Origin of the sequence: Kordia sp. (assembly GCF_965283645.1) — a bacterium.
GTDB lineage: Bacteria > Bacteroidota > Bacteroidia > Flavobacteriales > Flavobacteriaceae > Kordia.
The window spans coordinates 3,618,100-3,632,213 of record NZ_CBDIPG010000001.1 but is presented as its reverse complement, the minus strand read 5'-3'; the positions used below and the strand labels follow the sequence as shown (position 1 = coordinate 3,632,213).

At 32.1% G+C, this 14,114-nt stretch carries 11 protein-coding genes; 5 read left to right on the top strand and 6 right to left on the bottom strand.

Annotated elements, in window-relative coordinates; all coding sequences use genetic code 11:
- From ACQ654_RS15935 to ACQ654_RS15925, 3 genes are all read right to left on the bottom strand, one after another.
- On the bottom strand, window positions 1-258 hold the full coding sequence (locus ACQ654_RS15935; protein WP_430411338.1) for a hypothetical protein: 258 nt from the start codon (window positions 256-258) through the stop codon (window positions 1-3).
- The gene (locus ACQ654_RS15930; RefSeq protein WP_430411337.1) at window positions 255-4,196 is read right to left on the bottom strand and encodes an RHS repeat-associated core domain-containing protein; all 3,942 of its coding nucleotides are present in this window, start codon (window positions 4,194-4,196) and stop codon (window positions 255-257) included. Before ACQ654_RS15930 ends, ACQ654_RS15935 begins: the two co-directional genes overlap by 4 nt.
- 148 nt (window positions 4,197-4,344) lie before the next feature.
- Window positions 4,345-6,036 carry a tetratricopeptide repeat protein gene (locus tag ACQ654_RS15925; RefSeq protein ID WP_430411336.1) on the bottom strand — a complete coding sequence of 564 codons (1,692 nt, stop codon included), beginning with the start codon at window positions 6,034-6,036 and terminating at the stop codon, window positions 4,345-4,347.
- Window positions 6,037-6,525: 489 nt separating this feature from the next.
- Here ACQ654_RS15925 and ACQ654_RS15920 point away from each other — a divergent pair, with 489 nt between their 5' ends.
- Both ACQ654_RS15920 and ACQ654_RS15915 read left to right on the top strand, forming a co-directional pair.
- A complete protein-coding gene (locus ACQ654_RS15920; protein WP_430411335.1) occupies window positions 6,526-7,761 on the top strand; it encodes a hypothetical protein in 1,236 nt (411 codons plus the stop codon).
- Entirely contained in the window at window positions 7,742-8,620 is an 879-nt protein-coding gene (locus tag ACQ654_RS15915) for a FlgO family outer membrane protein (RefSeq protein WP_430411334.1), read from the top strand. The genes ACQ654_RS15920 and ACQ654_RS15915 overlap by 20 nt, the downstream gene beginning before the upstream one ends.
- On the opposite strand, the gene ACQ654_RS15910 is transcribed toward ACQ654_RS15915, so the two are convergent.
- Window positions 8,617-8,835, bottom strand: coding sequence for a helix-turn-helix domain-containing protein (locus ACQ654_RS15910; RefSeq protein ID WP_430411333.1), 219 nt, complete (start codon window positions 8,833-8,835; stop codon window positions 8,617-8,619). The two genes, ACQ654_RS15915 and ACQ654_RS15910, sit on opposite strands and share 4 nt — an antisense overlap.
- Before the next feature lie 121 nt (window positions 8,836-8,956).
- Between ACQ654_RS15910 and ACQ654_RS15905 the strand changes: the two genes are divergently transcribed.
- The 3 genes from ACQ654_RS15905 to ACQ654_RS15895 all read left to right on the top strand — a co-directional run bounded on the left by ACQ654_RS15905 (window position 8,957) and on the right by ACQ654_RS15895 (window position 13,261).
- Window positions 8,957-11,182 (top strand): T9SS type A sorting domain-containing protein, encoded by a 2,226-nt coding sequence (locus ACQ654_RS15905; RefSeq protein ID WP_430411332.1) that lies wholly within the window; start codon window positions 8,957-8,959, stop codon window positions 11,180-11,182.
- Between the two features lie 312 nt (window positions 11,183-11,494).
- A complete protein-coding gene (locus ACQ654_RS15900; RefSeq protein ID WP_430411331.1) occupies window positions 11,495-11,752 on the top strand; it encodes a hypothetical protein in 258 nt (85 codons plus the stop codon).
- A gap of 54 nt (window positions 11,753-11,806) precedes the next feature.
- Window positions 11,807-13,261 (top strand): TlpA family protein disulfide reductase, encoded by a 1,455-nt coding sequence (locus ACQ654_RS15895; RefSeq protein WP_430411330.1) that lies wholly within the window; start codon window positions 11,807-11,809, stop codon window positions 13,259-13,261.
- A 49-nt stretch (window positions 13,262-13,310) separates the two neighbouring features.
- Here ACQ654_RS15895 and ACQ654_RS15890 read toward each other — a convergent pair whose 3' ends face one another.
- Both ACQ654_RS15890 and ACQ654_RS15885 read right to left on the bottom strand, forming a co-directional pair.
- Window positions 13,311-13,802, bottom strand: coding sequence for a hypothetical protein (locus ACQ654_RS15890; RefSeq protein WP_430411329.1), 492 nt, complete (start codon window positions 13,800-13,802; stop codon window positions 13,311-13,313).
- A 12-nt stretch (window positions 13,803-13,814) separates the two neighbouring features.
- Window positions 13,815-14,114 carry a DUF2958 domain-containing protein gene (locus ACQ654_RS15885; RefSeq protein ID WP_430411328.1) on the bottom strand — a complete coding sequence of 100 codons (300 nt, stop codon included), beginning with the start codon at window positions 14,112-14,114 and terminating at the stop codon, window positions 13,815-13,817.

Below are 14,114 nucleotides of genomic sequence, written 5' to 3'. Positions count from 1 at the left end.
TTAGCAGTTTTTAATTTCTCTTAGAGATTGTAGAGTTTTATCAGCATTAAAAATTTTTATAATTTGTGTTAAGGATTCTGCTTGCCATGCATGTTTATTAAAATCAATATTATTAAGCTTTTTTTGAATATTCTCAAATGTAGATTCCCCTTCTATAAATCCTTCAATATCTTTTACATAATCATTGAAAGATGAATGGTAATTAATCCAATCATTCATCGCTTGATCTATTAAATTTTTTCTTAATTTTTTATTCATAACTTGTTAAAATATTGTTGATGCCAATAATCATATTTTTTCTTTAAATCAAATATTTCTCCTGTATTATTGTTTCTAAAAAAATGCATCTCGACTTTCTTCCCTTTTAATATTCCTGCCTCATAAACCTTAACCCAATTTCCTTTTGATGAAGAGTTTAAATGATTTAAAAGGTCTTGATTTTTAATAGATGTCGTAATTTCGCCTACTGCTTTGTATGCTGATCTAGCAAGAGTATTAGAACCGATTAGTTTGTTACCGTATTTTAATCCTCTTAAAGCCCAACTCCCAGGCACTCCTGGTATTAATGAAACCAGGTCCCAAGCTAAAAATAGACCATTTGTCAAACTAGGATCATTGTTAAAGTCATTAGCGCTCATTCCCAGTGAAATAACATCAAGAGCAGTTTCTACAAACTTACCATTCCTATCAATCTTACTAATCGGGTTATTATCCGCATACGGGTACAAATTTGTACTCCAAATTGGATCTTGGGTTAAAAATCTACCGATACTTGCATCATAATATCGTGCCCGAATATAATAGAGACCTTTATCTCCATCGTCTTCAATGATACCATACTTCCCTAAAAATGTAAATGGATTATTGTCAGGATTGTATCCAACGCTAAAACGCTTTACATTCCCAAAATCATCATAAACGTAGTCTCTGATTCGTTCTCCATCTTGATTACTTACTACTACAACATTTCCACGTAAGTCTCCATGATAGTAACGAATAAAGCCAGTTGATGAGATACTTGCCTCCAAACCTAAACCATAGATATGATTACTGAGCACATTCGATCCACTAGCATTCGTTTCTTGGATAATATTTTGAGCTAAAATATCCCAAATATAACGTCGCGTTCCTAGATTGGGTGTATGTGTCTTTGACACTCTATTTCCATAGGCATCATAAGTAAAGCTAAAATTTTCGCTACTTGCTGATCGGCTGATAAGTTGGTCGTCTATGTTGTATGTATGTGTTGCATATCCATCAGAAATTAAATTTCCGTCATCATTGAATGAATATGATCCTTCTATGTGGTTATTTTCATTGTAACTGAAGTTTTGTTCGTTGGTATTAGGGCTAAAATGTAAGTGCTCATAGGCTACTTCATATTCTACACCTTGATTGATAATATTTCCTCTGTTATCAATTTCAATAGCTTCTTTATATAGTGGATTATTATTTACTCCTGTATGATTTACTCCTGTTTTCCTCCCTGCTTCATCATAGAAAAAATATGTAGTAATTCCATTTCCATAAATTATATTGTTGATTAAATCATCATTACGGTATTGATATTCTGCAATGGTTGTATTACTTCCATTGATTCTTGCTCGTACTCGTATGAGTCTATTTTTAACATCATAGGTATAGCGTGCTTCTACGGACACGCCCGAACTTGAATTTGGATATGTTATTTTAGTAATGTTTCCAACATCATCATAATCATACGTTACCGTTTCATTGGTATCGTCATTAACGACTTCATCCAATCTATTTAATGGATCATAATCAAAATTATATCGGATATCATTTGTTGCGATACTTTTGATTAAGTCTTTTCTTTTTCCTGAGCCGTAATAGTCAAGATCAGTAATAGTTCCGACACCATTGAGTTTTCCATCACTCAAATAATCATATTCTATTTCTGCACCACTTGGTTTGATGTATTTATCCAAGGTTCCGTCATCATTGTAGATGTATTGTTTTACTAATGAACCGAAGGTTTCACTTGTTAGCTGATCTTTATCGTTATAGGTAAAACTTGTTTCTATATTGTTGGCATTGATAATTGAAACCATATTGTCATTCTCATCGTAATTAAAGCTTGTTGTTAATCCGATAGAATTTGTTTGAGTATTCAGATTATCATTAGGATCATAGGTATACGAAGAAGTTAATCCGTTGATTGTTTTAGTGAGCATTCTATTTACCCCATCATAGGTAAAAGAAGATGTTAGATTTTCTGGAGCCGTAATGGTAGAAACCGCACCATCGTTTTCATAGGTATAGTTAACTGTAATTCCTTCTTGGTTAGTAATTGACGTTAATTGCCCGTAATTATCATAAGTTAAGGATACATAGTGACCCAAAGCATCTTCAATTGAAGTTAAGTTGCTGTTGTTATCATAATTAAAGTAAGTGTTGTTACCATTTGCATCTTCATAACGAATAAGATTGTTATCGTTGTCATACCAAAAATCTTCATCGGTAATGCCTTCCTTTTGTATTTCAGTTACATTTCCCCTATCGTCATATTCGTAATCAATATCTAAACCGTTAAGGTCAACATTGGTTGGTAGTAGTGGTGTTAAGCTTGATGAAGAAGAAGGATAGGTAATGTCTAAGTCGTTAACGTCATCTTGAAACTGAGTAATCATTCCGTCTCCGTTGAACTCATAATGATAGTTTTGATTTCCACCATTGGGCATTGGCACAGAAACATCTGCCGTAATAGGATTGCTGTCTCCATAATGAAATTGAACATCTACATCTACAGCTTCATTGTTATTTATTGTGTAGTGTTCAAGTTTTCCGTCTTCATCGTCATCATATTCTGCTTCAATGGTATTATTTTCGGGAAGTCTTATTTTTCTGAGTAAAAAACGTTTGTACTGATGTTGTTCGGGAGCGCCTTCATCATTTGAAACATAGTAATATCTTGTTCTTTGATCTTTAGCATCGTAAAAGTTTTTCAATCGCTCTTCATTGTATGTAAATCGTATAACTCTTCCTATGGGATCATCTATGTAATCAATAAGATCAGTATTGTTGTGGTAGTAAAAGTTTAGACGTTTTCCCGAAGGTGCTTCAACGTATTCAATACGCTCAAAATCATTATCAACATCACTTGTCTGATATTCAATATTGATTTCATTTCCATTTTTGTCTCTTACTTCTACGAGGTAATATATTTTTTGGTCGTTGTCTAATTTTTCAAAATAATACCGTGTTTGATCTTTTTTTTCTATTCGCAATCTATCGTTATTAAGTTCATCAAAATCATCATAGACTCCTTTGCTGACATATTCCTCATCATCTTCATTGAAAATATGAATAGTTCCGTCTGCCCAAACGATATAGTAATAATCAACTGAATCTTCGCCAACATTATCTTCTCGTATGACATAAGAGTTGTATGTATGTGTCCAACCACGACCTAAGGGTTTTATGGGAAAGTATGACTCAGGAAGCTCAACCATTTGAGTACTGTAATAATGAGAAAAGTTTAAATTCAATTTTCTATCAGGAATGACAAAACTATTTTTAGCGTAGTGACTAAATACACCTTGTTCTAAACCACGAGCCATACCAAGGTTTTGAGGCGTATAATTGTTGGGCATGAAATAATTACTCGGATTTAAAAGTGTTGAATTTGAAACTGGATGAAAGTTTGAATTCATTACCCGAGAAATAATGGTCTGCATTTCATTAAACGTTATTCCGTAATTTCCATTGAAATTACTTCCAAACAAACCATCAAGAAAATTTCTATCGTCCGCTTCATTTATGTAGCCAAAGTATGGGTTGCTTTGACCGATATCATTGAAAGGAACTGAACCTGTATAGTCAGGCTGAATATCCCACGCTTCCATGATGACTGCTAGTGCTTCATATCTACTTACCGTTCCTGTTGGAAGAAAATAACCATTAGAAGAAAGGTGACTAAGAACCGTTATTCCATCATTATAGTCAAGGTAGCTTAATACACGTATTTTCTTATCTATTGTTGGATTCGAGCTGTATAAGTCAAGAAATGGAACAGGGTAATTTATTGACGGATAGTTGTCAGGATTATTATAATCGTAAACTCGGTCATATACATACGTTGCTAATCCCCAACGAGGAACACAATCATTTGTACATTGCGAATAGATATGCTGTGAACAGAGTAAAAGAAAAAAGAGAAGTATTTTTTTATACATATTGATACACTTTTTAGGATCGTGTCGTTCAATACTAATAAATCTTCTTTATAAGAAAGTATGGTTTTAGCCTTTTGTGGCGAATGAATTTAAAAGGTATCCCTTTTCGGATACCTTTTGTTTCTTTGCAAATCAACCTGTTAAGAAATCATGTCCTATTTTTGAATTCCCGTAGTTTTTCTGCATAGAGATTTAATAAAAAATATTTATCAATCTCTTGTTTTTCTTCTACTTCAAAAATTTTATGTAGTAAAAGTGTATTTCTTTTTTTGGTAGCTCCGAGTGTAATTTTTAATCTTTCTGCGATTTGTTGATTGGTAAATCTATTGGCTTTAAGAGCCCAGTATTCCAATAGCTTTTTGCTGATATTATATGTATTACTTAAGTGTTGATGGTATTGAATTAGATTCTCATCATTGGGAGTTACTTGATCTTGTGTTTGTTCTAATAATTGATGTTCGGTTTTCTTTAATTCAGATTTTAGTTTTCTTCCTTGTTTAAGCTTCTTATTTATTAAGAAAGTCGATAAGGATATTAACAGAATAAAACCAATTACCAAAAACGTAATAAAACATTTATCTTTTTTAGTTGTCGCTTCAAGTGACGTTATCTGTTTATCTTTCGCATCTACTTCAAACTCAATAATTGCAAATCTATTTTCTTGCATTCGATCAACCTTATCCAAACTGTCTCGAACGAAGATATATCGCTTCATCAATTGTTTAGCTTTATCCGCATCGTATACATCTAAAAGGAGTTCTTGTGATTCTAAATAATCTCTATAATTATGAGTTTCGTGGGCTAATTGTTCAGCTTTTTCAGCATAATCTATTGCTTTTATGAAATCTTCTTTTTCTTTATGATATTCCGCTAGATGAATGTAACTGATAACCATTCCAGAAAAAGCTTTTTTATCTTCTCTAATTTTCAATGCTTCCATAAAATCAGAAAGTACTTTTGAATCTGAATTTTCTTTAAATCGGGTATGTGCAAGATTATCAATGACAACAGCTTTAAACCATAAATGTTTAGCTTGAGATATAATAGAATCATTTGATAGTATCTCCCTAAAATATTCTTTTGATCTGTTATACTCACCGATGTCTTTGTATACTTTCCCTATGTTATTCAAGGATTGGAGATAATATATTCGCTTATCAAGTCGTTCACGTATCTCAGCAGATTTTTGATGATATTCGAGTGATTTGTTCCAATCTTTATACTGATTAAAAACAATACCGAGATTATTGTACGTTGAAGCAATTCTTCTTTCTTCTTTGATTGGTAGAAAATACTTTAGTGCATCAACAGAAGCAATTTCACTTCCTTTATAGTCGTGTACATTTTTTTTAACAATAGCTATATTGAGCTTCATCTTTCCTGCACCTAAGGAGTCTTTGAGTGCATCATATATTTTATAACTGCTGTAGTAGTATTTATATACACTATCAAGATTGTTAGTAACTACTTTGTGATAATATGCTCCATAATCAAAATTCTTAGCAATTGCCAGAGAATCTGAAAGCCTTCTAGTTATTGGTAATTGTTCTGCTCTAAATACATTAAATTGTTTCCAGTCATCATTTCTGTAACTAAATAAAATGCATTTTTTTAGCACGCTATTTTTTAATGAATCATTGTTAAGTCTTTTGGTTAATATATATGCTTCTTTGCTCAGATTATATGCAATAGAATCATTAAGGCTTTTGCTCTCTATTCTTTCAAGAAGTGAAATAATATTAATGTATACACTATCTACATTAGAATTATTTGATTGAGCATGAATTAAAAGTGTGAAAAATATGAGAAGTGTAGATAAGGTAATACGAAACTTATTCATACAAAGTGGGATAATAATTACCTCAAATATAAATAATTATTGTAACTTTCTTCATCTAATAAAGACAAATCCCTAACACGTAGGGATTTGCTTTTACTGAGATAACTTATTAGTCATCATCATCTGGTTTAGCAGGGTCGTCAACTTCGTCTCCTGTACTTTGCTCTACAGGGACTTCGATATGATCGTCATCCATTGTACAAGATGTCTGCATTCCTTGTGTTAAACACAATAGAATAATAATACTGATTTTTTTAATCATGACATTTATTTTAAAATGTCCTGATCCGGATTTGGCTCGCCACCAATTGGACTGAAAGACGAGTCTTTGTGCACAAAGTTGTATTTCATTGAATACAATGCAAATGTGACTTAAATAGATGCTAAGAAGACTAAATTTCCATAGAAGCGTTATGGAAACATGAGAGAACTAAGTAGTGATACCATACGCCAATAAATATCAATTCCATGTAATTTCCATAACAACCAATGAAGGACTTAGAGATTTTAAAAAAAATAATCGGCTTAACTTTTAAAAAAGGGAAAGATGACAATCCAGAGACAACCAACAAAACTGAATTGTCTAAAAAAATTGCAGACCATCCAATAGTTAAAAATACGCTGACTTATAAATCTCTCTTAAATTATTTTAACTATTTTTTTCTTGATCTTGGTAAACAAACGACTCCTAGTAATGATTCTATTGATGCATTACTTCGATACATAAATTTTCAGTCATACAAACAATTTCTTGAAAATAGTCCATCTATTGACTTTGAAAAAGACGTTCCTTTTATAGATAAAAAAGAACTTGAAAAGTCTTCTCATAAAGAAAGGAAAAATGATGATGAAATTATCGCTTCTGAAAGTGACCAAAAAAATCCAGAGTCAACGAATAAATTTTCCGTCGTTGCTCTCGTATCAATAGTCGCTATCGTTGTTGCGTTGGTAAGCATAGTTGCATTGAGTATTAATAATAAAGGAGATAATCCATTGCAAGAAAAAACAACTCAACCCCATATTACTATCAACACTAAAGATATTATTGTAAGTGATCTCAATAGGGTTATTCCTGATGAAAATACACCTTTCTTTGATTCTAAAAATCAACCAAAAGTATGGTATGCCCATTATAAAGGGACATTAGAGTTTTATAATACACTGGGTGTTCATCCAAAAACCAATGAAGTCCTAAAACCTGTAACAAGAGAAATAATTAAAACCATATTTGTAGAAAAAAATACAAAAATTCCTGTAAAACCATATTTACTCAATACTTCACTAAAAAATATTCCAGAACAAAAGCAACTTAGTGTAATGATAGTAGATAGTCTCTATACAGTCGAAAGAGATGTAACAAATATTATACAAGAACAGTATGGAAAAAAAGGATACACCATTACAGCTTCGCTTATTCCTAAAGCCAAATTATCCGAAGATATAGTAACTCATTTACAGGCATTAGATAAAAATTACTTTAAAGCAGATTTGAATACATATATAGATTATCTCTGTATTGGAAAGGTAGATTATGTGTTTAGTAAAAGTACTGTTATTGTGAGCAGAATAGCCTGTACTCTTACAATAAATTACACCCTTTTTTCTACAAGCACCAGAGAAGTCATGGGTTCATATTCAAAGACAGTATATGGAAATGGAACTACTAAAAATAAAGCGAAAAATAACACTCTAAATAAACTAAAAAATGAAAAAAATTTATTTTAAATTACTAACCATCATATTTCTATTACATTTTTCCTTAGGGACAGCACAAGAAACCGAATATGATAAACAAATGGAACAGCTAGCTGAAAAAACAGCACTCAAAGTCAAGAAAACCAAAAAACTTAACATCGCTGTATGGTTTTTCCATAGTACTCGTGGAAAGAAAAATGAACTTGGAGATTATATTGGACGAGATTTTTCAATTCACTTTACCAATGCAAGTAAAGGCTTCAATGTTATTGATAGAGACCATATTGAACAACTTTCCGAAGAGCACAAATGGAATGAAGAAGGTTTTATCAACCCTCAAACCGCTAAACAAGTTGGTATGATTACGTCTGCTGATGCAATAGTTACTGGAACAGTTGATTATGGTTTACATAAACTTCGTATTCGAATAAAAATTATTGATGTAGAAACAGGTAGACAGCTTTCAGCGATGATTAGCAATGTAAGTCTTGATGAAAACATGAAATTAATTTTAGACCAAACAAATTTTGAAGCAAAAAATAAAACAACGAAGAATTACCGAATTGATAAAAATGAAGTAGAAAATAATCAAAAAACTACTGATAAAAATTGTGAAGAATTAAAAACAGGAGATTACTATTTTAAAAATGAATCTCAGATAAAATACTATATAAGTTTAAAAAAAGAGGGAAAAAGAATAGCCTCATACAGTGTCCTTCCAACTGAGTATGCCAATATTATAGATATGCCTATTGGCAAGTATGATTATGTATTAGCTGATAATCCATTTATGAGTATAAATAATTATTACAGACAAGGGAGTTTTAGAATTGAAAAATGTAAATCCTTCACGTTTGTAATCAAACATTTTATTGTTAGAAGAAACTAAAACAACTCTCTTAACTCAACATTCAATCCTTTTGCAATCCTGTGCAAAGTCTTAATTGTAGGACTCGTCCGAGCTGTTTCAAGTCGTTGAACGGCGTTTTCTTCCATGCCTGCCTTAACTGCTAAATCAAGTTGGGTCATGTTTTGTTCCTTTCTCAATTCACGTATACGCTTACCAATACTTAGAATTAGTTCCGCTAGTTCTTTATCCTTCAAACAATGAAATCTTAAGTTATTTCGTAAAGTAGGAGTATTGGTTGATTATTTACCCAACAAAATTGTTGGGTAAATGTTTTTTTACTATGTTTGTTAAACGTGTAATCTAAATCTGAACATTATGAAGAAACTTTTACTCCTTTTTTGTGCACTTTTGCTTGACTCTCCAGCTTTCTCCCAAGAGTTACCGCTTAATTTTTCCGATCCACTACACCAATTCATTAATGACCCAATTGCCAGTCCAGCCCAGTTCAATTTAATCACTGACCCAAACGACCCTAGCAATGATGTAGCTGAAATCATTAATAATAATAATGGTGGAAATTTTAGTAAATACGAATTACGATTAGCTACGCTTATTGATGTGAGTGATCCTAATAACAATACGATAACTTTTGATTACTATAATATTACCAATGAGTCAGTACAGGTGTTTTTGGTTCTCGATAGTGAACAATTTGGAGGACATCCAATTGGAATATCAACGACCACTTCTGGAGTCGTTGGTTGGGAAACACTTTCTTTTGATTTTGATAATGCATTGAATCTATTTCCTCATAATACTGAACCAGTGGTGCTCAGTCAGTATGGGAAAATCTCAGTATACATCTATAATAACTTCCCTGCTACAACTACTTGTTACATTGATAATATTCAAGGGGCACAAAGTGGTGGTGCATATCGTGAGTTTGATGGTGACGCAGTTATTACGTCACAACAAGAAGTTAATGATTTCGGAGCTATGGGATATTCTAAAGTAAATGGTTCACTTGGTATCGTTCCACAAGTGGCCGGAACGAGCACAGACATTAGTGATCTATCACCATTAAGTTCTCTACATACTATTGGAATAGAAAGTGAGAGTGATGTTTTTGAAATTAGTGACAACGATAATCTTACATCTTTACAAGGTTTGCAGAATCTTAAGAGTCTGTTTGCTTCTACAAGAATTAAGGATAATGCCTTACTACAATCATTATCAGCCTTAGGAAATATGGAAGCATTTTTTGCAACGCCAAATCTTGTCGGTGATCTTACGATTGACAACAATGATATGCTTAGCAATCTTGATGGGCTTCATACTGTCTTAATTAGCTGTGACGTTAATATTCTCAATAACGATAACTTACTGACTATTGCGAACTTGAGTTTCGATGGTTCAGAAGTCCTTATTGAAAATAATTCATCCTTAGTATCACTAGAAAATCTGTCGGCTGATAATAATGTTTTCAGATTTTTCATTATTAACAATGATAATCTAACAAGCTTCTCAAATATCACTATTGAACGTGTTGTAAGAGATCTAGTTATTGATGACAATGATGCTCTGACAAACTTTTCAGGCTTAGAAAATATGCTCATGAGTGGATTATTTATAGCTTCAGGAACCATTCGGATTATGAACAATGATAACCTTCAAACACTTAGTGGGCTCAACACGAACTTATCAAGTGTTGCATTAGTTCTCATTGAAAATAACCCATCATTAACTAATATTGATTTCCTAAATAACTTTACTCAATATACGCTGACGATCAAAGACAACGATATGATCCCTTCCCTTTCTGCACTATCAAATTACACATCGGGAAGATTAACCATTAAAGACAATGATATGATCCCTTCCCTTTCCGCACTATCAAATTACACATCGGGAAGATTAACCATTGATGGCAATGCCCTTTTGACTGACCTTATTGGTCTCCATAACTTCTTGGATGTAGATCAATTGAATATCTATAATACTAATTTAACTTCATTAAATGGTCTTGGTAATATAACTATCATTGGCAATTCACTTCGTATTGAGAACAATCCCAATCTAACAACATTATCTGCCCTTAGTTCTGTTGAATCTATTGGTAATGGAGCTCTTGTTACAGATTTTCAGATCATTAATAACGACTTGTTAACTTCGTTAGAAGGATTTGAATCGCTTACCAATATTGAAGCTGATATACAATTTACAGGAAATACACTTCTTGAAGATTTTTGTGCTGTTGAAACAGCTATTAACAACGGATTGACACGAGCTTATTTTGTTACAAGCAACTTGTACAATCCAACAGTTTCAGATTTCAATAGTGGAATGTGTAGCTTACTTGGAGTAAATGAGTTTGAAGTATCAGCAATCAAGATATATCCAAATCCCGTTCAAAACTTCTTAACGATTGAAACTAAGGCTCAGATTGTGAATGTAGAAGTACGCAATCTACAAGGACAAAAAATCTCCTGTAACTACGAGAATGGAAAACTTAATATGAATCACATATCATCGGGAATATATATCTTGAAAATAACTGATACCGAAAATCGAGTATCTACTTATAAGATAATTAAGGAGTAAATAGCTGTTTTTTTTAACGCTTATTGAAAAAACTCGACGCCTATACAATATTTCAACAATATGTAAGTTTTTTATTTATATTTGTGAAGCGTTAATTTTTACTAATTAACGAAAATATTGCAATAATAGTGTTCATTTTATCTTACAATAACTACTCCCAACCTCATTAATAATAGCCTTTATCTATTTTTAAAATCAAACTTTGGTTTTAAAAGACATTGCTTGAACATCAGTATTTCAATTAAATAAGACATACATCTTGAGTGTCTCTAAATGTTCAAGAATACTATTTTAATAATTAAAACATAAATTATGTTACAAAACATTTTAAAGTTAGAAGGAATTACTATTTTAACCAAGACAGAACAAAATATTGTTATTGCAGGAAATGGAACAGGAACGTGTTCAGCTTTTATTCCTTGTAATATTCCTGGAGAACATGATGATTCTTGTGGAGGTGGACAGTACAAACACAATGTCTCTAAGAAAGAAGCACAAGCATTTGTTTCTGGTGGAGGTCGTTGGTGTTGCGAAGGCTGTTCAACAGCTAGTTGGTTAGCTTGGATGTAAAAATTTAAACCTATTGAGGGAGAACTTTTTCTCCCTCTAATTTAACTATTTAGGATGAAAAATATTATATTTCTATTGATTGCTATTATGTTTCTTTCTTGTAAAGAAGATAAAGTTTCTAAGAAAGAGGTAGAAAAGATTGTGAAATTAGACAAAGTTGTTCTCATCTTTAATCAAAGGTCGTATAAGAAAGATACGCTCTATGCTTCAGATGGTTCATATACCTTAAAACGAGACAAACCCATATCATATACAAATAGTAATACCTATGAAAAAGTCTTTTTGAATCCTCACAATGTTCATAAGAGTGACACTATTACCATCAATACGGATACTCCTCTTGTTATTAATCATCGATATCATTTCTATTACGATTCCTCATACAAGGTTAATGTTGGCGACACGATAGTCTTTAACTATCCAAATGATGCTCCTTATGTTTCTATTTTAAATAGCACAAAAAAGAATGATTATAATGTTGAAGTAGATTACAACCTATCTCATGCGGTTTATAAGGGTGCTATTGAATTTTACGATGAACATGATAAAAGGTTTAGAACACAGGAAGAGAAAAAAGCGTATAGAAATGTTTTAAAAGAGAATATTATTAAAAAAGAGGAAACTCTTGATTCTCTATATGCTTTAAAAAAACTTTCAAATGACTATTATTCTTTTCTAAAAACTACCATTCACTACAAGAATAAGATTATTCATTCTGACTACAAAGCTGATGAAATTGAATTAAAAAATGATTCACTGCTGTTTATTCAGAGCTACCAACACTTCTTAAACAGTTTCACCTTTAAACATTTTGATATTTCATATTTCAAAAAAGGATATCAGAGTACACCTGATTATCTAAGTTTATATGATTCCATAGAGCACAGTAGCCTGTTCTCGAAGAAAATTAAAAACTATCTCCTCTACAACACCACAAGGAATATTATAAAAAACTACGACCAATCTAAAGTAACAAAGTATTCTAATAGATTTAAACAAGAGGTAAAAGACAGCATTTTGGTAAATAGAATATTAGAAGATTTTCTACTTGATTTTTCTTCACTTAAAACCGAAACGGCTGATGTGAATCTTACCAATCTAGCAAAGGAAAGAAAAACCTTGAATGAAGTCATTCAAAGCCATAAAGGAAAAATCATCTATGTAGATTTTTGGGCAAGTTGGTGCGTTCCTTGTAGAGAAGTAATGCCAGATTCTAAAAAGTTAATACAGGAGTATGAAGACAAGAATATTGTATTCTTGTTTGTCTCCATTGATACTAATTTTAAGAGTTGGAAAAAAGCCGCTAAAGACGAAAACATCATATATTACAAACATAGTCTGCTGGCGATAAATTATCCGAAAGCTACCTTTTTTAGGGAATTACAATTAAAAACGATTCCTAGATATTTAATCTTCGATGCAGATGGTCAGCTTATCCACAAGAATGCTCCAAGTCCTAAAAGCAGTGATATTCGCGATCTTTTAGATAGTTATATTTCTGAAAATTAGAAATATATAAAAAACATCCACATGCGTGAATGTTCTTAATTTTGATTAGTTATCCTTTTTTGACTACTGCTTTTGAACTTCCATTCAAGCTAATAACATCAGTTCGTGACGACTTCGGGTCACTTCCTTTGGTTCGTATCAATCGTTGATTGTTATAAAGAGGACGACACTTTACATTGAAAGTAGTATAACTCACTGCCTTTCCACTACTATCCAAGCTATCAACATACGCTTGATACAACTCTTCATTTGTCATTGATTTCTTCTTGGTGTTCATCATGATATCTAATGCTGTCGTTGCAACTGAATTGAGTCCTTGCTTAGATTCTGATAAGTCTAAATCCAAAGCTTCAATCTGAGCAATCTGTTCTTCACATGCATACTTAATCATTGCGGTTGCATCTTTGTGATAGCCTTTAATACGATCTTGTATTTCCCTCTTTTCGTTTTTTGCTTGATCAATTTTTTCTTCTGATGCTTTTAGCAATTGTTGATCGTTAATAATGTTCTGTATTAGTCTGTCAATAATGTTGTCGTTCATGTGTATGTAATTTTAAGAATTAGTATTAATTAATTTATTGAATCGTATTTCTTCAAAATGGATACCACGTTCAATGGTTAATCCAAAAGGACGTTTGATATCTTCTAGTTCGGTAATTGAGAAGCTTCCCCATTCATCATATGCAAGTCCTGTAACATATCCGAAACAAATATTGGTTTCTGAATCATATTCAGTAGCATACCAAGTACCTGATCCCGCAGGATCAAAGAATTTAGCAATAACAAGAGGGTTTTCATCTTGTCTGCCAACTTCTTTAAAGCGTTGTTTGAGTTTTTCAGTAATGAGTTTCAT